This is a genomic window from Mucilaginibacter sp. Mucisp73 (assembly GCF_059491465.1).
The window spans coordinates 6,288,966-6,311,179 of the sequence record NZ_CP168507.1 but is presented as its reverse complement, the minus strand read 5'-3'; the positions used below and the strand labels follow the sequence as shown (position 1 = coordinate 6,311,179).

General features: G+C 43.7%; 19 protein-coding genes and 1 riboswitch. Of the genes, 14 read left to right on the top strand and 5 right to left on the bottom strand.

Annotation, left to right across the window (positions count from 1 at the left end; genetic code table 11):
• Positions 1-153 precede the first annotated feature (153 nt).
• The 3 genes from der to ACEN82_RS26240 all read left to right on the top strand — a co-directional run bounded on the left by der (position 154) and on the right by ACEN82_RS26240 (position 3,404).
• Positions 154-1,455, top strand: coding sequence for a ribosome biogenesis GTPase Der (der, locus tag ACEN82_RS26250; protein ID WP_091173447.1), 1,302 nt, complete (start codon positions 154-156; stop codon positions 1,453-1,455).
• A gap of 230 nt (positions 1,456-1,685) precedes the next feature.
• Positions 1,686-2,357, top strand: a complete 672-nt coding sequence (locus tag ACEN82_RS26245; protein ID WP_413322556.1) for a hypothetical protein — start codon at positions 1,686-1,688, stop codon at positions 2,355-2,357.
• A 132-nt stretch (positions 2,358-2,489) separates the two neighbouring features.
• On the top strand, positions 2,490-3,404 hold the full coding sequence (locus ACEN82_RS26240; RefSeq protein ID WP_413322557.1) for an NAD(P)/FAD-dependent oxidoreductase: 915 nt from the start codon (positions 2,490-2,492) through the stop codon (positions 3,402-3,404).
• Between the two features lie 104 nt (positions 3,405-3,508).
• On the opposite strand, the gene ACEN82_RS26235 is transcribed toward ACEN82_RS26240, so the two are convergent.
• The gene (locus ACEN82_RS26235; protein ID WP_188834108.1) at positions 3,509-3,745 is read right to left on the bottom strand and encodes a DUF7660 family protein; all 237 of its coding nucleotides are present in this window, start codon (positions 3,743-3,745) and stop codon (positions 3,509-3,511) included.
• 114 nt (positions 3,746-3,859) lie between these two features.
• Positions 3,860-5,446 carry a S41 family peptidase gene (locus ACEN82_RS26230; protein WP_413322558.1) on the bottom strand — a complete coding sequence of 529 codons (1,587 nt, stop codon included), beginning with the start codon at positions 5,444-5,446 and terminating at the stop codon, positions 3,860-3,862.
• Positions 5,447-5,554: 108 nt separating this feature from the next.
• Between ACEN82_RS26230 and murQ the strand changes: the two genes are divergently transcribed.
• From murQ to ACEN82_RS26200, 6 genes are all read left to right on the top strand, one after another.
• Positions 5,555-6,364, top strand: coding sequence for an N-acetylmuramic acid 6-phosphate etherase (murQ, locus tag ACEN82_RS26225; protein WP_413322559.1), 810 nt, complete (start codon positions 5,555-5,557; stop codon positions 6,362-6,364).
• A gap of 102 nt (positions 6,365-6,466) precedes the next feature.
• Positions 6,467-7,033 carry a hypothetical protein gene (locus tag ACEN82_RS26220; protein ID WP_274985676.1) on the top strand — a complete coding sequence of 189 codons (567 nt, stop codon included), beginning with the start codon at positions 6,467-6,469 and terminating at the stop codon, positions 7,031-7,033.
• A gap of 143 nt (positions 7,034-7,176) precedes the next feature.
• Positions 7,177-7,908, top strand: a complete 732-nt coding sequence (locus ACEN82_RS26215) for a Bax inhibitor-1/YccA family protein (RefSeq protein ID WP_413322560.1) — start codon at positions 7,177-7,179, stop codon at positions 7,906-7,908.
• Between the two features lie 133 nt (positions 7,909-8,041).
• A riboswitch (SAM riboswitch) is annotated at positions 8,042-8,151 on the top strand.
• Positions 8,152-8,337: 186 nt separating this feature from the next.
• Complete coding sequence (metH, locus tag ACEN82_RS26210) at positions 8,338-12,042, top strand: methionine synthase (RefSeq protein ID WP_413322561.1); 3,705 nt, start codon at positions 8,338-8,340, stop codon at positions 12,040-12,042.
• Between the two features lie 234 nt (positions 12,043-12,276).
• The gene (locus tag ACEN82_RS26205; protein ID WP_413322562.1) at positions 12,277-13,233 is read left to right on the top strand and encodes a methylenetetrahydrofolate reductase; all 957 of its coding nucleotides are present in this window, start codon (positions 12,277-12,279) and stop codon (positions 13,231-13,233) included.
• Between the two features lie 314 nt (positions 13,234-13,547).
• On the top strand, positions 13,548-14,105 hold the full coding sequence (locus ACEN82_RS26200) for a hypothetical protein (RefSeq protein ID WP_413322563.1): 558 nt from the start codon (positions 13,548-13,550) through the stop codon (positions 14,103-14,105).
• A gap of 60 nt (positions 14,106-14,165) precedes the next feature.
• Here the strand turns inward: ACEN82_RS26200 and ACEN82_RS26195 are convergent, their stop codons facing one another.
• Positions 14,166-16,004 (bottom strand): hypothetical protein, encoded by a 1,839-nt coding sequence (locus ACEN82_RS26195; RefSeq protein ID WP_413322564.1) that lies wholly within the window; start codon positions 16,002-16,004, stop codon positions 14,166-14,168.
• Between the two features lie 284 nt (positions 16,005-16,288).
• Positions 16,289-17,230: a hypothetical protein gene (locus ACEN82_RS26190; RefSeq protein ID WP_413322565.1), complete on the bottom strand. Its 942-nt coding sequence runs from the start codon at positions 17,228-17,230 to the stop codon at positions 16,289-16,291.
• Positions 17,231-17,588: 358 nt separating this feature from the next.
• Here ACEN82_RS26190 and ACEN82_RS26185 point away from each other — a divergent pair, with 358 nt between their 5' ends.
• The 4 genes from ACEN82_RS26185 to ACEN82_RS26170 are packed head-to-tail and all read left to right on the top strand — an operon-like array spanning position 17,589 to position 20,273.
• A complete protein-coding gene (locus tag ACEN82_RS26185) occupies positions 17,589-18,077 on the top strand; it encodes a hypothetical protein (protein WP_413322566.1) in 489 nt (162 codons plus the stop codon).
• Positions 18,078-18,096: 19 nt separating this feature from the next.
• Positions 18,097-18,744, top strand: coding sequence for a hypothetical protein (locus ACEN82_RS26180; protein ID WP_090533683.1), 648 nt, complete (start codon positions 18,097-18,099; stop codon positions 18,742-18,744).
• Complete coding sequence (locus ACEN82_RS26175) at positions 18,720-19,565, top strand: sensor histidine kinase (protein ID WP_413322567.1); 846 nt, start codon at positions 18,720-18,722, stop codon at positions 19,563-19,565. Before ACEN82_RS26180 ends, ACEN82_RS26175 begins: the two co-directional genes overlap by 25 nt.
• Before the next feature lie 51 nt (positions 19,566-19,616).
• Positions 19,617-20,273, top strand: coding sequence for a response regulator transcription factor (locus ACEN82_RS26170; RefSeq protein WP_413322568.1), 657 nt, complete (start codon positions 19,617-19,619; stop codon positions 20,271-20,273).
• A gap of 62 nt (positions 20,274-20,335) precedes the next feature.
• Here ACEN82_RS26170 and ACEN82_RS26165 read toward each other — a convergent pair whose 3' ends face one another.
• Positions 20,336-21,229 carry an AraC family transcriptional regulator gene (locus ACEN82_RS26165; RefSeq protein ID WP_090533677.1) on the bottom strand — a complete coding sequence of 298 codons (894 nt, stop codon included), beginning with the start codon at positions 21,227-21,229 and terminating at the stop codon, positions 20,336-20,338.
• Positions 21,230-21,353: 124 nt separating this feature from the next.
• Here ACEN82_RS26165 and ACEN82_RS26160 point away from each other — a divergent pair, with 124 nt between their 5' ends.
• Entirely contained in the window at positions 21,354-22,175 is an 822-nt protein-coding gene (locus ACEN82_RS26160) for a phytanoyl-CoA dioxygenase family protein (protein WP_413322570.1), read from the top strand.
• Positions 22,176-22,214: the final 39 nt, after the last annotated feature.

The following is a 22,214-nucleotide window of genomic DNA, read 5'->3' as shown; positions in this document are numbered from 1 at the left end:
TTTAAAACTTTAATTTAAGATATTGAAATTAGGAGGGGAGATTTAAGATAAAATCTTTCGCTCTGTTTATAAAGCATTAATTTTGATGTTGATTTTGGATGAATATGAAACCCGGTCTCATATCTCAAATCTCACATCTCAAATCCAAACAAAATGAGTAACATAGTAGCCATTGTGGGCAGGCCCAACGTAGGCAAATCAACATTATATAACCGTTTAACCGAAAGCCGCAAGGCCATTGTTGATGACTTTAGCGGTGTCACGCGCGACAGGCATTACGGCGTTGCCGAGTGGCTTAACCACAATTTTACCGTTATTGATACAGGCGGCTATGTAGCCAATTCCGACGATGTTTTTGAAACCGCCATTCGCGAGCAGGTTGATATTGCCATTGAAGAAGCTTCAGTGATCCTTTTTGTTGTTGATGTTACAACTGGTATTACTGATCTGGACGATGAGATTGCCAACCGCCTGCGCAAAAGCAATAAACCTGTTTTTGTGGTAGTAAACAAGCTGGACAATAACAACCAGGTTGCCGATGCTATGGTGTTTTATAGCTTCGGCCTTGGCGAAATCTACAGCATTTCATCAATGACCGGCTCAGGTACCGGCGAACTGCTCGACGAAGTGGTAAAACACTTTGAAGACGAAGTACTGGAAGAAAACACCCGCCCTAAATATGCGATTGTTGGTCGCCCTAACGTGGGTAAATCATCTATCATTAACGCACTTATCGGTAAAGACCGTAACATAGTTACCCCTATTGCCGGTACCACCCGCGACTCTATTCATATCCATTATAACCAGTATGGTCATGATTTTATGCTGATAGATACTGCCGGGATGCGTAAAAAAACCAAGGTTAAGGAAAACATTGAGTTTTACTCGGTAATGCGCACCATCAAAGCTTTGGAAGAAGCCGATGTAATTATCCTAATGATTGATGCGGTTGAAGGCTTTGAATCGCAGGACATCAATATCTTTCACCTGGCCGAAAAGAACAAAAAAGGCGTAGTAATTGTGGTGAATAAATGGGATTTGATTGAGAAGAATAGCAAAACCATCAAGGTTTTTGAAGAGCAGATCCGCGATAAGATAGCCCCTTTTACCGATGTGCCTATTGTATTTACCTCAGTTACCGAAAAGCAAAGGGTATTAAAGGTGATTGATGTAGCCAACCAGGTTTACCAAAATCGCGCCCGTAAGATCCCTACTTCAAAACTAAACGAGGTAATGCTGCCAATTATCGAAAACTACCCGCCACCATCAATTAAAGGTAAATACGTTAAAATAAAATACATTACCCAAATTGCCGGCACTTCGCCAATGTTTGCCTTTTTCTGCAATTTGCCGCAATATGTAAAGGAGCCTTACTATCGGTTTATCGAAAATAAACTCCGCGAAAATTTTGATTTTTCGGGCGCCCCGGTGCAGGTATGGTTCAGGCAGAAATAAGGACCTTGATTTTTAGGATTTGAGGATTACCTTGAATTTGATCTATCAAATACAGACTTACAAAGTTTCACCACCGCGTCATTGCGAGGCACGAAGCAATCTCCTATTTGAAGGTACGCCCTGCTTAGTCCGCGATTGCTTCGTTCCTCGCAATGACGTTTTTCCCCCCTGGTTGTTACGTTTCCATCTCCCTCTCCGTAATACCACTAAACCTCAATGCTTTACACTTCATGAAAAAGTTTTACTGTTTAGTACTAATAGTACTGGCTGCTTTTACGGCATGCAAAAAAGGTGAGCTATCATCTACCGGCGGAGAAGATAATGGCTGCATCAGTCGTGTTAAACGTGATTATAGCGACAGCAATAAAGTTGAGCTGGCAGCGGCTATTAAGCTCCTGCAAAAAAATAATATCCCGGTTAACGGCCTGGTGATATATAGAGTTATTTTAAACGATAGCATAAGCAATAATGGGCCGCTTAATATCTACCAGCATGTTATAGCTTATGAAGAAAGCAAAGGTTTGCCCATTTTTAATTCGGGAATAGGCTATCATTTCAGGAACGAGGTTTTTTCAACTACCATTGGCCGGCGCTATGGCACACTTAGCCTGAATACTACAGCAACGGCTCCGCTGCCCCAAATACGTAAAATTTTTATTAATGCTTTTAAAAAAGATGGCTATACCATTGATAACCGCGTTAATGAATCATCATGCCTTAATGCGGAGTTCGGGTATTACAACCTAACGCCGGATACGCCTGACCAGCCTCATTTTGCCAAAGTTTGGAAGGTTACTTTTATGAATTACGATTATCCGGTGGCCTACATTCAGGATGATAACCGAAAACTATTATCCTATTTCAACGGATTATTAACACTGAACAAAACCAATAAAAAATAAAATACCGGCGCAATTGGCATTTCTTTAGCCAGCCGGCCATTCTACTTTGTCAGTTTAAAAACACAAAATGCAACATGGTTGCATTTTGTGTTTTTGTCATTTACCTTTATCCATAATTAACCGCAATATCATATGAAGGATTTTGATGTGATCATTATCGGCGGCAGCAGCGCCGGTTTATCTGCAGGCATGGCTTTGGGCCGTGCCATGCGTAAAGTATTAATTATTGATAGTGGCATGCCCTGCAACCGCCAAACGCCACACTCACACAATTTTTTTACCCGCGATGGTCAAACCCCGCACGAGATTTTGACTATTGCCCGTGAACAAACTTTAAAATACCCAACTATCACGCTGCTCCATAGTGAGGCCACTCAATGTACACCAATAACTAAGGGCTTTGAGGTTAGTACAATATCCGGTGAAACATTCAGCGCAAAGAAAATTATCCTTGCTGCCGGTATTAAAGACCAAATGCCCGATATTCCCGGGTTCGCCGAATGCTGGGGAATATCGATTATTCATTGCCCCTATTGCCATGGTTATGAATACGGTTATCAGCCTACAGGCATATTTGCTAACGGCGAAATGGCTTTTGAGCTGACCAAACTTATTTCAAACTGGACAAAAGATCTCATTCTGTTCACTAACGGAAAATCAACTTTGACAGGAGATCAGCAATCCATTATCAGTCATAATAATATACAAATTATTGAGGGGGAAATAGCAGCGTTTGATCATCATGACGGCCAGATAACTACCATCCATTTGCAAAACGGCTCCGAAATAAAACTTAAAGCATTATATGCGAGGCTCCCATTTGTGCAACACAGTGATATTGCATTACAATTAGGCTGCTCATTTACCGATCAGGGCCATATCCAGGTTGATGCACAGCAAAAAACAACGGTACCCGGCGTTTATGCCGCGGGCGACAGCGCTTCGGGCGTTCGCTCCATAGCCAATGCAGTTAATAGCGGCACAATGGCAGGTGTTATAGCAAATTTGGAATTGATTAATGAGGTATTTCTGGTGGGAAAAGAATAAAATTAAAAGCGATTGTCATTCCCATGAATAAGCAAAGCGCTGTATATTGGTTGCAACAAAAAATTTCCAGCACCAGTTTCAGGGCACTTCAACCCAATAAATACTTATTCGTAAACTCTCGCGGCAGTGAGGATGTCGGCAAAAACGCCCCAATTTACATTTTCGGGAACTGGGAGGTTGTTATTCAGATAATAGCCTTCCATGTCATCGGTCCAACTTTGGATTCCCTCAAGGTAATCTAACAAAGACTTGTTTTCCCATTTATCAGGGTTATCTTTCAAGTCATTGATCAATGAAGACATGAATTGTACAAAATCATCTTTCGAGTTTAAATTTTTCATAAATCAAGCCTTGAAGATAGTTGGTTTCTTTGCAAGGTATGGACGATTTCTTTTTATCCTCACCCTACTTATTCCCTACCCTATTGAAATGTTTTTTATTTGAGCTTAAATCATCTACTGCTCCAACCCTTTTTTAAAGGTTACATCATCGGTGTTGATCACTTTAAAGTAGGCGTTATCACCCCATTTAAAGCGGGCCGCTTGGGCTTTCAGGATTGTTTTTATCGGCTCCCTGGAGATCTGTACTTCGTGCGAATCCATTTCTTTAATGGTTTGCGAGGCATACAGTATAAATTTATCTACCTCGTCATTACTAACGGCATATTGAGTTAAAAACTCAGCTTCAGTCGGGTATTTTTTAAGCAATTGCTGCTGGCGGTCAACAACGTAAGCGGTAAATAATTGCTGCTGGCTCAGGTCCTGGATAAGCGGGGTGAATTTGCTGGTATCCGCCGGTACAAAAACATCGGGCATAATGCCTCCGCCGCTAAAAACTTTGCGGCCGCTTGAAGTATGAAATGATGGGCTACCTTTAAAAACACTATCATTAAGGTTGGTTTGTTCTGAAAAAAGTTCGCCTTTTTGCATGCGCTGGGCAAGTTCATTGCGGTAACTGTCAACCCCGTTTTTGTATGATTTCTGGATAGAGCGGCCCGAAGGAGTATAGTACCTGGCCACTGTTAGATTCACTGCCGAACCATCGTCAAAAGCAAACTGCTGCTGTACCAGGCCTTTACCAAATGATCGTCGACCAACAATAGTAGCCCTGTCAAGGTCCTGCAGGGCCCCAGCTAAAATCTCACTGGCCGAGGCCGAATATTCATCAATAAGCACGGTAAGTTTCCCTTTCTGAAACATGCCCGAATCGGTGGCAAAGTAATCAGTGCGGGGCTCGTGAATACCTTTGGTATAAACTATCAGCTTTCCATCAGTTAAAAACTCATCGGCTAATGAAGTAGCAGCATTAAGGTACCCACCGCCATTGCCTCTCAGGTCGAGCAGCAATTTATTCATACCGTCAACTTTTAGCGCCGTTAAAGCCTTTCTGAAATCGAGGTCGGTAGTGGCCGAAAATTTACTGATCTTGATATAGCCGGTGTTAGCATCGGCCATATAGGCGGCATCAACGCTGCTCAGGTCAACGTGTCCCCGTTTAACCGTAAGTGTTTTTAAATCTTTGCTCAGCGGAGGCACAACACTCAGTTTTATTTCAGCATCTTTTTCGCCCCTGAAAACGCTATTTATACGGGTGGCTGTTAGCTTGCTGCCCGAAAACTTTTTATCGTCAACATTGATCACCTTACTGCCCACCAGTAAGCCCGCTTTTTCGGCCGGACCGCCGGCATAAACCTGCGTAATGATCAGTGTATCACGAAGTAACTGGTATTCGATACCGATACCGTTAAAACCACCGTCTAACCGTTCATTAATGGATTGCGCCTGCTGCTGCGGTAAATAAAGCGAATGCGGATCAAGGTTTTGAAGCAGGTTATTTACCGATACACCTTCAATACTATCGATATTAACGCTGTCAACATAGTTGCGGTCAACCAGTTGCAGCACCTTTGCTATTTTACTATTACTCACAAAGGAGAAGCCAAGGTTACGCGCGGCAAAATCCTTGTTAAGCACCTGGCCTATCATCACCCCTACCAGCAGCAGGATTATTGTCCGGAAAATTACACCCGCGGTCCTCTTCATAACTTATTACACACAAAGTTAATAATTGCAGGGTCAATAATTTTTACCCGCACCCTTGCATTTGATGATTTTTACCGAATTTTGTTATAAATTATTTGAAAATAGGCTATGGAAACCACCACCGAAAGAGAATCGCACTATAAAAACCTCGAAAAACAGACCGTAAGGGAAATTTTAGAAAACATTAATAACGAGGATAAAACGGTTCCGCTGGCTGTGGAAAAGGCATTGCCACAGATAGAAGCCCTGGCAACTATCACCGCAGAAAGGATGAAAAACGGCGGACGTTTATTTTACATAGGCGCCGGCACCAGTGGCCGTTTAGGTGTGGTTGATGCATCGGAATGCCCACCCACATTCGGCGTTCCGTTTGATATGGTGGTGGGCTTGATAGCAGGCGGCGATGGCGCGATCCGCAAAGCGGTAGAATTTGCTGAAGACGATGCTGTACAGGCCTGGAAGGATTTAGAGGCTTTTGACATTAATGATAAAGACGTGGTTGTTGGCATCGCCGCTTCGGGCACTACGCCATATGTGATCGGTGGCTTGAAAACGGCTAATGAGCACAATATAGTTACCGGCTGCATTGTTTGTAACAGCGGCAGTCCGGTAGCGGCTGTGGCACAGTACCCGGTTGAAGTAGTAACAGGCCCTGAGTTTTTAACAGGGTCAACCCGCATGAAAGCAGGCACGGCGCAAAAATTAGTTTTAAATATGCTAAGCACAACCGTAATGATCCAGCTTGGCCGCGTAAAAGGGAACAGGATGGTTGATATGCAATTGAGCAACCACAAATTGGTGAACAGGGGCACCCGCATGGTAATGGACGAAACCGGGCTGAACGAAGAAGAAGCAGCCGGGTTACTGAAACAATACGGCAGCGTACGAAGCGCTGTTGATCATTATTTAAAAAAATAAACTGAATTTGAAGATGTGTTGATTTGGAAATTTGAAGATGCTTGTATTCGATAAATTCTCAAATTCAAAAAATTCGGGTTCAGACAATTTGAAATCAAAAACATGCACGATATTGAACCATATTACCGCTGGAGAGACGATTACGTGGCATCAGAAGATGAGTTTTCGCCTTTCTATGCGACAGAATACAGCGAGTTTGAATTTGACAAGCAGGTATACAATTACCTGCTGCACCCGCAATGGGACTCATTCGGCTCCAATACACTTTATTTAAAAGTGCTTTTTGCCGATTATGATAAAGGCTACACTATTATTGAGCTGATAGGTGAATGGAATGACGCCATTAATAACGACATCATGCTGCTGAAGCGTGAGCTGCTCGACCTGATGATAGATAATGGCATCACTCATTTTATCCTGATCGGCGAAAACGTACTCAACTTTCATTCAAGCGATGATTGCTATTACGAAGAGTGGTTTCAGGACGTGGAAGACGGCTGGATAGCAGGCATCAACTTCCGCGAACACGTGATAGACGAATTTAAACACAGCAATATCGACTATTACATCAATTTTGGCGGCGAACTCGATAGCCTTGGCTGGCGCACCCTGAAACCCATACAGGTTTTCAAAAAGGTGGAAGAGCAGCTGATGAGGAGATTGAATTGAGGGCTACAGAGTCAAGAGGTCAAGATTCGAGAACCAGGAAGGCATGCACTAAAAAAATCTCGCATCTTGGTTCTAACAGTCTCGCTTCTTCACAAAGCATTCACCTTTTATTTATATATTCGTACTATAATTTTTAACACAAAATGGAATTTAAAGAATCTAAATACAACTACGATAATGTAATCGAAGTTAGGGATCAATCAGAAGTTGCTTCACGCAGGTTTATGGCCGGTGTTTTCAGCTGGATGTTCGTTGCGCTTGGCGTATCAGCAATAACAGTTTATCTATTTTTAAATATGGGCCTGATCAGCCTGATCGTTGCACCAACCGGCGGTCTTACAGGTTTTGGTTACTTTGCCCTGTTTTCGCCACTGGCGTTTTCGTTGGTAATGCAATTTGGCTATAACCGTATCTCTTATCCGGTATTGGTGCTGCTTTTCGTAGCTTATGCAACGCTTATTGGCATCAGCTTAAGTTTGATATTTCTGATCTACACATCTGCATCAATATTAGGTGTTTTCATTACCGCATCAGTAACTTTCGGTATTATGGGCATTGCCGGTTATACTACTCAGATGGATTTAACCAAGTTTGGTTCAATCATGTACATCCTGTTCATTGGGATTTTTGTAGCTTCATTAGCTAACTTCTTTATGCACAGCGAACAAATGAGTTACATCATCAGCTACATAGGCATAGCTGTATTTACTGGTTTAACTGCCTACTATATGCAAATGTTAAAACGCATTGGAGCAGGTATTGAATACGGTGATGCAAGCTCGAAAAAACTGGCCCTGATGGGTGCGCTAACATTGTACATCACACTGATCAACCTGTTTTTTATGCTCCTCCGTTTATTCGGTAGAAGAAGATAATCTCATTAAGAAATTCAATCATAAAGCTGCCTCCGCAAAAGGCGGCTTTTTTTGTTTAACAATGTGGCTTAGGTATGATATTTAGCGTACGTTATACACTTGCAAATGATAACTTTATTGCGCAACTTTGCACTGCTTATGGAGAAAGACGGAGGGATTAGACCCTGCGATGTCTTAGCAACCTGTGCTTCACAAGGTGCTACATTCTACCAGGCAGCAATTACGCGCCCGGACAGATAAGCGAAAGTCATAACAACACCCGACTTTTCGAGATAAGCTTTTATTTATTTGTGATTACAAAGATTGTATTGATTGCACTGATTTGATTCGTCCTGACAGGCTACTTGCTCAAGAGTCGATAGATCAAACCATTCTTCAAAATCAAACTAATCGGTGAAATCATCAAATAAAAATCGGTGAAATCAAACAATGGACATTAGAAAAGAATTACAGAAACGCATCCTGGTGATTGACGGAGCAATGGGTACCATGATTCAAAGGTACCAGCTTACCGAGAAGGATTTTCGTGGCGAGCGTTTTCGCGATCATCATAGCGACCTGCAGGGTAATAACGACCTGCTCAATATCACGCGCCCCGATATTATCAAAGCTATCCATGCCGAATATCTTGATGCCGGTGCGGATATCATTGAAACTAACACTTTCAGCACACAGGTAATTTCCCTTGCCGATTATCACCTGGAAGAACTGGCTTATGAACTAAGCTACGAAGGTGCACGCATTGCCCGCGAGGTAGCCGACGAATATACCCGGCGCAACCCCGCAAAGCCGCGTTTTGTTGCCGGTGCCATCGGCCCAACCAACCGTACTGCTTCCTTATCGCCTGATGTTAACGACCCCGGATATCGCGCGGTTACCTTTGATGACCTGGCCGAGGCTTACTATGACCAGGTACGGGGTTTGGTTGACGGAGGATCGCACCTGTTGTTGGTTGAAACTATATTTGACACCCTTAATGCCAAAGCTGCTTTGTTCGCTATAAAACGTTATGAGCAGGAATGTAAAGCAGCCGGTAAAGATTTCCCTGCTTTCAGGGATTCGGGCGGCATCATGATCTCGGGCACTATTACCGATGCTTCAGGCCGTACCCTTTCAGGACAAACGGTTGAAGCTTTCTGGAACTCGATAAGCCATGCCAACCTGCTATCGGTAGGCCTAAACTGCGCTTTGGGTGCCCGGGAAATGCGCCCGCACCTTGCCGAGCTTTCTGAAAAAGCAGGTGTATTTATTTCGGCCTATCCAAACGCCGGCTTACCCAACGAGTTTGGCCAGTACGACGAAACTCCGCATGAAACCGCTCACCAGGTTGACGATTTTATCAAAGCCGGCCTGGTTAATATAGTTGGTGGGTGCTGCGGTACCACGCCCGAGCATATTAAATGTATTGCCGATAAGGCTGCCAAATATCCGCCCCGCCCCATTCCGGAAATTGAGCCGGACATGCGCCTGAGCGGTTTGGAATCCGTTACCATAAAATCCGAAAGCATTTTTGTTAATGTGGGCGAACGCACCAACATTACCGGTTCCCCTAAGTTTTCCAAATTGATCCTTGCCGAAGATTATGAGGCAGCTCTAAGTGTTGCCCTGCAACAGGTAGAAGGCGGCGCGCAGGTCATCGATATTAACATGGATGAGGGCATGATTGATTCGGAGGCTGTGATGGTAAAATTCCTGAACCTGGTTGCTTCTGAACCTGATATTGCCAAACTGCCTATCATGATTGACTCATCCAAATGGACGGTGATTGAAGCTGGTTTAAAATGCGTACAGGGTAAAGGTATCGTGAACTCCATCTCCCTGAAAGAGGGTGAAGAAAAGTTTAAAGAGCATGCCCGCAAAATCTTAAGCTATGGTGCTGCCACCGTGGTAATGGCCTTTGACGAAACCGGTCAGGCCGATTCACTGGAGCGCCGGATCGAGATCTGTAAACGGTCATACGATATCCTGGTGAACGAAGTAGGTTTTCCGCCGCAGGATATCATTTTCGATCCGAACATCCTAACAGTTGCTACCGGCCTGGAAGAACATAATAACTACGCGGTAGATTTTATTGAGGCCACCCGCTGGATCAAGCAAAACCTGCCGCACGCTAAAGTGAGCGGCGGTGTAAGTAACATTTCGTTCTCGTTCAGGGGTAATAATACCGTGCGCGAGGCCATGCACTCGGCATTCCTGTACCATGCCATTAAAGCCGGTATGGATATGGGGATTGTAAACGCCGGCATGCTGGAGGTTTACGAGGAGATTCCGAAAAACCTTTTAGAACTGGTAGAAGATGTACTCCTTAACCGCCGCCCGGATGCTACCGAGCGCCTGGTGGAATTTGCCGACACCATCAAAAGCAAAGGAAAAGAAGTTGTACGCGACGAAGAATGGCGCAAAGGCACCGTTCAGGAGCGCCTCTCCCACTCGCTGGTAAAAGGCATTGTTGAATACCTTGACGACGATGTGGAGGAAGCCCGCCAGGCCTACAGCAAACCCCTTGAGGTTATTGAAGGTCCGTTGATGGACGGAATGAATATCGTAGGCGACTTGTTTGGTGCCGGTAAAATGTTTTTACCGCAGGTAGTAAAATCGGCCCGTGTAATGAAAAAGGCTGTGGCTTACCTGCTGCCTTTTATCGAAGAAGAAAAAAAGAACAACGTAAATGCCGATCAGCGCGCCAACGCCGGTAAGGTGTTAATGGCCACCGTAAAAGGCGATGTACATGATATCGGCAAAAATATAGTTGGCGTGGTGCTGGCTTGTAACAACTTTGAGGTGATTGACCTTGGGGTGATGGTGCCCGCGCAACGCATTATTGAAGAGGCTAAAAAGCAAAACGTTGATATCATTGGGTTAAGTGGTTTAATCACCCCATCGCTTGATGAAATGGTGCATTTTGCCAAGGAAATGGAACGCGAAGGTTTTACCATTCCGCTAATCATTGGTGGTGCTACAACGTCGCGCATTCACGCTGCCGTAAAAGTGGCGCCGCAATACTCCGGGGCTGCCATTCACGTTTTGGATGCTTCGCGCAGCGTTACCGTTTGCAGCAATCTAATGAGCAAGGACAACCGGGATGCCTATATCCAGGGCATTAAGGATGAATATGCCAAAGCCCGCGAGGCACATGCCAACAAAAAATCGGACAAGCGTTTTGTAACTATCGAAGAAGCCCGTGCCGGTAAATTCCAGATTAGCCTGGATGGCGATGTGGCGCCGAAACCCGCATTTACAGGTACCAAAGTATTTGAGAATTTTTCGCTGGAAGAGTTGCTGCCTTATATCGACTGGACGCCATTTTTCCACACCTGGGAACTTCGCGGCAGCTATCCGAAGATCTTTGACGATAAGTTTGTAGGCGTTGAAGCCAAAAAACTATTTGATGATGCGCAGGTATTGATGAAACGTATTGTTGACCAGAAACTGTTCACCGCGAAAGGTGTAATTGGCTTCTGGCCGGCCAATGCCGTAGGTGATGATATTGAATTATATACCGATGAAAGTCGCACAACAGTTTTAAATCGCATCCATACCTTACGCCAGCAGGCCGAAAAGGTGAAGAATGATCCGTATTATGCCTTGTCGGATTTTATCGCACCAAAAGAAAGCGGTGTGCCTGATTATTTCGGCGGCTTTGCGGTAACAACCGGTTTGGGTTGTGATGAATTAGTCGCCGAGTTTGAGGCCGATCATGACGACTATAACAGCATTATGGCCAAAGCCCTTGCCGACCGCCTTGCCGAAGCTTTTGCCGAAAAAATGCACGAGTTGGTACGTAAGGAATACTGGGGCTATGCCAAAGGCGAACAGCTAAGCAATGCCGACCTTATTAAGGAAGAATACCAGGGCATCCGTCCGGCACCGGGTTATCCGGCCTGCCCGGACCATACCGAAAAAACCACCTTGTTTGAATTACTAAAAGCAGAAGACAACGCAAACATGCACCTAACCGAAAGCCTGGCCATGCTGCCGGCCGCATCGGTAAGCGGTTTCTACTTCGCACATCCGCAGGCAAGATATTTTGGCTTAGGAAAAATCAGTAAGGATCAGGTGGAGGATTACGCGGTAAGGAAGAATATGCCGCTGGAAGATGTAGAAAGATGGTTGGGGCCGAATATTAATTATTAGACGCCCCCCAGCCCCCTGAAGGGGGAGTAAAAGCGACGAATTAAAAAAACGCGGGAACGTGCGGTTCCCCTCTTGAGAGGGGTGGGGGGGGTGTTAACAAAGCGAAAAATAAACGCCGCATAACACACCCCTGCCAACACACAAATCCACCGCGCCCCCTCTCAAGAGGGGAACTTGAATTGTAATTATAAAACTTAAATAAAAAAATTCCCCCTTTAGGGGGTTAGGGGTCAAATGAAAATACCTGAACATATAGCAAACGCCAACGGCAAAACACTTTTTTCTTTTGAACTGATCCCGCCTTTAAAGGGGCAGAGCATCCAGGGCATTTATAATGCTATTGATCCGCTGATGGAGTTTAAACCTCCGTTTATTGATGTTACCACCCTGCGCGAGGACTTTATTTACAAGCAGCACCCAAGCGGTTTGCTTGAGAAATTATCGTACCGCAAACGCCCGGGCACTATTGCCATCTGCGCGGCTATCATGAACAGGTATAAGGTTGATACCGTGCCCCACCTGCTTTGTGGCGGCTTTACCAAAGACGAAACCGAGAACGCCCTTATCGAGCTGGAATTTTTAGGCATCGAAAACGTACTGGTGTTGCGCGGCGACGCCCGCATTGGCGATTCATCATTTGTACCTACGCCTAACGGCCATTGTTATGCTACCGAGTTACTGCAACAGGTAGTAAACCTTAACAACGGTATTTATTTGCATGAGGATCATGGCAATACTGCCAAAACTAACTTTTGTATTGGCGTGGCCGGTTATCCCGAAAAGCATTTTGAGGCCCCGAACCTTAAAACCGACTTTAAATACCTGAAGCAAAAGGTAGAAATGGGTGCACAGTTCATTGTAACCCAGATGTTTTTTGATATTGGTAAATACAAGGAGTTTGTAAATGGTTGCCGGGCCAACGGTATCAATGTGCCTATTATTCCGGGCTTGAAGCCGATCACATCATCAAAACAATTGGTTACGCTGTCAAAAACATTCCATATTGATATTCCGGAAGACCTGAGTGATGCTATCCACGCCTGCGCTACCGAAAAGGATGTAAAAGAGGTAGGTATAGAATGGATGATCAACCAGTGTAAAGAATTGATTGCTTTTGGCGCACCGGTACTGCATTTTTATACCATGAGCAACGCGGGGCCAACCAAACGTATTGCCGAGGCAATATTTTAGGCAATACACAGCCCCATCGTCACGCCGAATTTATTTCGGCACCCCACAGGACAGATAGCCGCTTTGCTTAGCATGGCTGCTTTGCGAGTGAGGTGCTGAAACAAGTTCAGCATGACCTTAATTTTATTATGCAATAGGAAATTCAGTAGTTGTACAGAGCCGCCCTGTATAGTTTGTGATTGCCGCGTCGCTTTCCTACACATGGCCACGCTCGCCCCTCGCAGCAATGACCTGCTTTTAATACCTAAACCGTTGGCCCATTGTGAATGATAAATTAAAATATTTACTTTTAATTATCAATCCAACGCTCGCCTATGGATACCTTTAGTCACATCAAGGCTGTTATCAGCATAACACTGGGACTTAGCATTACCCACCTGCTTAAAGGAGCGGCCAAGCAAATTCAGCATCCCGGCCGGGATAAACCTTATTGGGTGCATAACCTGTGGGCGCTTTACGTGTTTATATTGCTGCTGCACTTTTGGTGGTGGGAGATTAGCCTGCACGAAATAAAGCACTGGCTTTTTGCCGAGTACTTTTTCATCATTATCTACATTGTTACTTATTACAGCGTCTGTGCGTTGCTCTATCCTGATGATTTAAAAGACTATCAGGACTACAAAGACTACTTTTACTCACGCCGGAAATGGATCTTCAGCATTTTGGGGGCCAGTTACCTACTTGATATTGTTGATACCGAAATAAAGGGGTCAACTTATGTACATCATTACAATATCGAATACCCGATCCGCAATATCAGTCATTTTATATTATGTATGATAGCCATTAAAGTAGAGAACCGCAACTTTCACGCGGCATTGGTGATCGTGTTCCTTTTGTACGAGGCTTCGTACATCCTGAGATTATTTTAACGGTTAAAATGAGAGGGCGCCGACATGCAACGGCACCCTCTTCCCCCGTTCACATGCAGGTTACTTGCAAAAGATAACCTGGTTCGTTTTTCCCCAGTCGTTACTTTCGCCGGTGGTTAATTTGCGATAGGTTGTCAGGGTTAGGCTATAGGCGCATGAGGGCCATGCGCTAAAAGGAGGAGTTAAAACAAATGGTGACGGCGAGGCCATGTCAAATTTCTTAGCGTCTCCGCGCGGGGTTGTGCCGCTGGGCAGACCGCTGACCGTGCCCGTAGCGTTTGACCATACCCCCAGCGACCAGCTGGCAATCAGTTCATGATCAACTGTGTAATCGGCATGGGCGGTTCCGCTTACCGGAGTGCAGCCGCTGCCTCCGCCGGCAAAAAGTTCTTCCAGTTTTAGCAGGCTTACTTCGTTCCAGTTATTCACATAGATCTTACCGATAAGCGATTGGGTATTCAGGTTTGGCGAAGCGGGATTAGCCGGATCATCAGTAGTTTGAAATTGAATATATAACATTCTGCCGTTTTTCTGATCTGCCACAGGCACAGCTAAACCTGGCGTTAACCCGGCGCTGGCATCGCCGCCGCCGATGATGGTAGTTGTGTTTAAGTAAAACAACGAGCCATAAAAGCCATTATCAAGCGCGGGTTGGTCAACCCGTACCCAGCCGTTAACATCCGGGTGCAGCACATGATCCGGGATCGGGTTAGGATAATTATCTGCCGGAACGCTATCGGGCACAGAAGCAGGTTGATTGATATCGATCACTACATCCTGAAAGGCAGTTGTACCATTCCAGGTAATTTGCCGGGTGGCAACTTTTAAGGCTGTAGTTTCCATCTGGGCTGAAGTTACCGGGCTGAAGTTCACATTATCGGTAGAAAACAAAAAGCGGTAATAAAGCGGGCTGGCCGGCGCGGTGGGCACTTTCTTGGTGGCGTAGCCCCCCAGCTTAACCGAACCAAAGAAACCGTAACCCGTGCCACCCGCTCCAAATTTGCTGATGAGGGTTTTACCGCTGCCGTCGATATCAGATGTAATGCTGAAATTCCCTACCGAAGTAAACCATGGCGTATCGCTGGTAATAATGCCGCCGCCTTTAATACACAGCTTTACGCAGAAACAGTTATTGGCGTTGTGCCTGTCGTTTTGGCGGCCGCGGGTTCGGTCTTCCGCTAACAATACAGTACCAGATGAGCTTTCAACCCTGAAATAATAATCAGGTCCGGCAGGCCATTCTACCTTAAGCCATGGCGATAAGGTTTTCCTAAAATTGTCGCCAGGATATACTATGGTGAATTTGCCTGTGTTGTCGGTATAGGCGTTACCCAAATAGTCGTCTTGCAGCAGGTCTACATCATAAGCAAAAACCTTAACACCGGGGATTGGCTTTTGGGTTTCACAATCGTTTACATAACCGCAAACTACCCAAATGTCCAATAAGGTAAGGATGCGGCAAAACCATTTGGAATCTATTTTATAATCAAATCTTGCATATTGAGCATTTTCCTGGCTGCTTTTATACAGGGGCTGCAGCGTAGTGATATGAAACTGTAATACCGGGTCTTTTTTAGGTAACGGAATTTTGAAAGGTACGTTGCCGCAATACCAGTCCACATCAATACTGCCGCCTTCATAGCTGGATTTGCCGCCATCGATTTCAATAGTAAAATCACCATTTTCCTGCACATCGGCCTGGGTGATGAACATCCGTTCCTTGGCTTTCAGCTCTTCGCCGGTTACCTGGTGAAAGGTTTGTTTGGGATCGGCCACAGCAAGCCGGGTTTCATTTTGCTGATCGGAAGGGCGATAAACTTTTACCGATGTGCCTGCAACGGGCAGTTCGCAGTCTGAACATAATAAACCGCGAAGGTTCCCTTTAATAATGTAGTTCATAAGTTTTTGATTAGTATTTGTACCGGCTTACTCTTTAAACTGGATTTTCAGCATACTCCACCGCAAACAAGTTGAGTGCGGCTCATTTGCTGAGTCAAAGTTTGGGCAAAACGGCTGCGCAATCAACGTTGCCAGTACGCTATTATAGCTTGTGCTTGTACGTGATATAAAAGCGTATCATCAACATGAACCAAACGTAGAATTACGTTTTAAGGGAAATTCGGTATAAAAAAGAAAGCGCCTTTCCGGGCAGGAAAGACGCTTTGCAATCACATTTTAGGTTGTTATTGATACAGATACGTTTCGGTAAGGTGCTGCATAGCTTCCTGGAACAGGACGAAAGCAGTTTCCTCATCATTTTGGTTTATCGCGTTAAGCGATGTAGCAATATATTTATCGTACAGGCCTTTAAATATCGCCTCTTGGTTTGGTGTTTTGTCAATAGCTTCCAGCAGCGATGCAGAAATGGTGTAATATTTCTCAACTTCCACACCACTAAACTTATCGGTTAGTATTTTATCGCGGAACGCGCGCAGTGTATTTAACTGGCCTTCGGCTTCTGTGCCTAACATGGTAGTTGTAATACGGGTAAGGGCGCATGGGTCATTTGATGTGGTCACTGCCGGACAACCGGATGTACCTGGACATGGCATAGCCTGCTCTGTGTACATTTTGACACCGTTGGCTGGTTGTATAACAGGCTTATACAGCAAATTCTCTTCTATAAGATAGCCAAAGTGATATATAAATTGATCACAATCAACAGCATCAAGCGTTTCAATCAGACGTACCCGGCCAAAAAACGATCCGCGATTAATCTGGGTATAAGCCATGACAGGATCAAGTTTCTTAAAATTTAATACATGATTAAATAATACCTGCCATGTTCTTTCTAATGAAATAACTTCACCTGTGTTAGTCATAAAACCGTGTTGATTAATGATGGAGTTAGGTAAACTGGCAGTTACTGTGTAATTACAAGGGATCAGCACCAGCATTCTTGATGACGGATCGTTGGCATCTTCAAGGCCGTTCATAAACTTGATACCGGATATGTTTTCAGCGTTCAAAACAGTTTCAACAGCTGTGCGGCTAAGCATTACCGATTTAACTTCTGTGGGAAATTTTTGCTGAAAATTCTCGGTTAACTCTTGATAAAAGCTCTCGCTGATGAACTCGCCTACCTGATCAGGGCTGATCTGTGTAATTAGCATTTCTTGTTTCATAAAATTTGGTTTTAGGTTTTTGTAATATTATTATCAAAAGCAATTTAATAAACAATATCCATATTTAGATACTATATTAAAAACTTTTTTTGCATCCTGAAAAACAGGATTATTTAAGCACAAAAGACCTATATAACCAGCAATTTCATGCCACGTAAGATTACAGTTTCTGATACGTAAAAATACGTATAATACAAGCGTGATAAAACGGATTAAATTCACAATCAATTAATAATCAAACAGATAAAAACGAACCGCCAATATATTGTAAGATATATGGCTGGGGCATCTCATTGAAAGAGATACTTATTAGTATTAGTTTTATACAAAACTAAATCCCTACACGCTATTATTTTTTATGGAAACACAAGAAAGAAGACCATCATCACCTATTACCGGAAAAGAAGGCGCACCGATTGATATCAACCTGGCGGCCGAATGGACAAAGAATCACAGGCACCGTAATCCAAAAGATATCATATCACAATTTTTCGGACAGGAAATATTAAACACCATATTAAAGCAGGATGGCTGTATGGGCATCCGTATTTATTATGCCAACGATCAAAAGCTTAATAACTGGCAAAAGTTTTGGGTTTCTGTAAGCAATTTCCTTTTATCTGTTATCGCCGATGTTAGCGGGCAGCAGCATTTTATAATCACTGGGGTAACGGCTGATGGAGAGGATCAACTTCCAGGCAATAAATCAGCAGCGGCTAAAGAGTCTGCCAAAGGTGTTCAAACCTTCGCACTTATGACAGCCGAAAATGACAATATTGTTGGTGAACAGGCCGTGCCATGTCCTGGTACTGCTGGCTGTCCGCAAAATATTTTGACTGAAGACTAATATTAATTATTCTAATCACATGCTTGTAAGCGTTTTATTAATGAATATATCGGTCATGTCCGGTCTATTCCCGTTGCTGGCAGCGGCGCATAACTACAAGCATCTTGACAGCTTAATGAAATTGTTAGCTTTGTTTTTATTGATATCAGCCTTATTTGACTGGTCGATGTGGTTGTCATATCAATTCAAGCCACATACCGGACACCCCTTAAACACTAATCCATTACTCCACGTATATGTTATCCTAACAATAGGATTCTTTGGCTTGATGTATTATAAACTGCTTTCAAAGTCTTTTCTAAAGAAGATAGTTATATTACTCGCAGCTATAACAGTGGCAGTAGTATTATATAACGCCAAAAATTTGTTTGATTATCCATCGGTTTCAAATACAGCATCAAGTCTTTTACTAATAGTATTATCGCTTATATACTTCTATCAACTTTTAAATCCACAAACCTTTATTCATATTGAAAAACAAGGTTTATTTTGGTTTAATTCAGGCGTGCTATTTTACTCAGCAGTCAATATCTTTTTATTTATGCTTTTTAGCAAGATACCTGATAAGGATAAAGCAGATTATTATGTTATCTTTAGCATAACTAATATTATTACGAATCTAATATACTCTGTTGCATTACTTTGCAAGCCACAAAAAAAGGCATAGCAGGTTTGCATATTATGATCATGTATAACAGCCCTATTTTAGAGATAACCCAAAATGGCTTAATCCCGGTACTCATCATCGGGACACTCGTGGTTGTTATATTGATCGGCTTTTTATTCTTCTTCGTGATTATTTACCAGCGGAGGATGCTAAAAAACCAGGCAGAGTTACGCGCCATGCATGATGCACGGCAAACCGACCTCATGAACGCCGTCTTTGAAACCCAGGAAAGTGAACGCAGACGCCTGGCCGAAGACCTGCACGACAGCGTAGGCCAGGTGCTTTCGGCAATCAAGCTTAACCTGCACCGGCTGGACAAAAATTGCGTGAGCGAGGTAAGCCAACCCCTGCTGATAGATACCCGCAAACTGGCCGATGAGTGCATCCAGGAGATCAGGAACATTATACAGAATGTGTTGCCTCCTATACTTACCGACTATGGACTGCTGATTGCTGTCGAGGCGCTGTGCACCAAAGTGGAAAACAACACCCATATCAAAGTTAATTTCACTAAAAATTTTGCCGATAAACGCTTCTCTAATGAAATTGAACTGGCACTGTACCGCATAGCCCAGGAGTTGTTTGGTAATGCTATCAAACACTCGGAAGCTACGGTCATAAACCTTAATATGGCCTTACAAGCCGGTTACCTCATTATGGAGTTTAAGGATAATGGCAAAGGCTTTAATATGGGCGATGTTAAGCAGGGTTTCGGTCTTAAAAATTTACAAAGCCGCGTGCAACTCATTAATGGCGAAATAAATACGTACAGCAAACCGCTTAGCGGCGCAATCACTATCATTAAATTAAAAGTAGCATAGTTAAAATCAATAGTTTATATTTATTGATAATTTGAATCTTGTTAACAACCTATGGGCCCAATTAAATTAGGTATAGTAGACGACCATAAAATTTTCAGAAATGGTTTAAAAGCTACCCTTGAAGATTGCGGAGGTTTTGAGCTGGTACTCGAGGCTTCGAACGGCAAAGAGCTGATAGGCTTATTGACCGACAAAACCCCCGATGTTATATTGATGGATATTAAAATGCCCGAAATGGACGGCATCCAAACCGCCACCTATGTCCATCAGCATTTTAAGGATATTAAGATCCTTGCGCTATCTATGTTTAACGAAGACAAATATATTGTTGACATGATGAAGGCCGGCGCATCGGGCTACCTGCTTAAAAATGCCGAACCGGAAGAGATCATTGAGGCTGTGTCAACCGTTTATAACAAAGGTTTTTATTTTAATGAACATCTCTCTATAACGCTCATCAAACAGCTGGTAGGCAACGATCACGCCGATAATATCCCCAATAGCAAAACCGACCTTAACGAGCGCGAAATTGAAGTGCTTAAACTGGTTTGCCAGGAGTGCTCCAACCAGGAGATAGCAGATAAAATTTTCCTGAGTGTGCGCACTGTTGAAGGTTACCGCGCAAGGCTGTTTGAAAAAACCGGATCGAAAAATTTAGTAGGATTGGTTATTTACGCTATTAAGCGTGGTATTATTAACGTCACGTAACCATTAGTACTAAGCTATAGAAAAGGGAACTTTCGGACTTCCGGCGTTGGACTTAGTAACAACTACGCCGATAACTTTTTATCGCCGGCCAGGTTACGCATAAACCTTTTGCGGTAGTTAAGCGGGCTCAGGTTCATTTTGGCTTTAAACATTTTATAAAAGTGCGATACATCGCCAAAGCCGCTCTCATAGGAGATCTCTGAAATAGGCTTATCTGTTTGCACCAGTTGCTGTATGGCATAATTAAGGCGATACTCAATTATAGTTTCCATGAATGTTTTGCGGGTAACTTTTTTAAAGTATTTGCAAAAAGCATTCGGGGTCATATTGGCAATACCGGCCGCTTTATCTAATGATACATGTTTTCTGAAATTTTCAACCAGGTAAGCAAATACCGGGTTAATACGTTCACGCTCGGTATTTGAGCGCTCGCCAATAATGCGGTTCTGATCGAGCAGCACGTACTCTTCTGATGAAGCCATACGGTGCAGGATCTCGAGCAAACCTATCAGCATCCTGAAATTACTTTTCTCTTCAACCAGGCTAAGCAGCAGTTTGTTAACCTCGGCACGCGTTTCGCCATAAAAAGACACTCCGCAACCGCTTTGCTGAAAAAGTTTTTTGATGAGCTGAAGCTCAAATTTGTTAAAAAACTCCTCGCCCAAAAAAGCATCATTAAACTGGATCACCACCGCGCTTGCCTCGCGAAGCACTGTTTCATTGGGTTCAAGTTTCCAACAATGCGGCAGGTTAGAACCAAGCAACACCAGATCGCCGGACGCAAAATCTTCCATGTGGCTGCCAACATAGCGTTTGCCGGTGCCGCTGATGATACACGTTAATTCATATTCTTCATGAAAATGATAAGGGGCATCAAATGCCAGCTTATCAAATTTCCGTACCAGAAATGACTGCGTATTTGTAGGTTGAAGAACTTCGTACGACGCTTTTATCATTGCATATTTTAACGTAAATAAAATTCTAATTCAAATTACGGATAAAATCATCCATAAATGTACCATTCATTTCATTTTTTTTCAACTAAAGTTAACCTTACTTTGAAATATAAACCTAAAAACTATGGATACACAGATCGCTCATTTACCGTCACTTGATAATTTTATAAAACTATCCAACCACAATATTAATGAATTTCGTGAAAAAGGCCATACCCTTGTACACGAAGTGCTTACAAAAGATGAAATTGCTGCCTATCGCCCCGTAATTGTTGGCGCGGCCGACAGGTACAACACCGAAAAGCGCAAACTGGAAGAGCGCGACACTTATGGTAAAGCCTTTTTGCAGATCATGAACCTTTGGCAGGTTGATGAAGATGTTAAAACCTTTGTAATGGCCAAACGCCTGGCCAAAATTGCCGCCGACCTGATGGGGGTTGAAAATGTACGTATCTATCACGACCAGGCACTCTTTAAAGAACCCGGCGGCGGCCCTACCCCATGGCACCAGGACCAATATTACTGGCCCATCGATACCAACAATACGGTGACCCTCTGGATGCCCCTGGTTGATATTGATGTAAACATGGGTATGCTGACCTTTGCCTCGGGTTCATACGTTAATGGCGCTGTATTTAACCATGAAATTTCTGACGAATCGGAATCAGCGTTTGACGAATATGTGAAAGAGAAAGGATTTGAAATAACCCGCGCCCAAACCATGAAGGCCGGCGATGCAACCTGGCATCGGGGCTTCACCATTCACAATGCTCCCGGCAACAACTCAGACAAAATGCGCGAGATCATGACCATCATTTATGTAGCCGATGGTGCCCGCGTTACCCCTTACAAAAACGAATGGCAAAAAAATGATCACCATAAATGGCTGATGGGTAAGCCTATCGGCGGGCTGATTGATTCGGAGTTGAACCCGAAAGTGCTCTGAACCGTTGATGTGTTTTGATTACACTGATTACGTTGATTT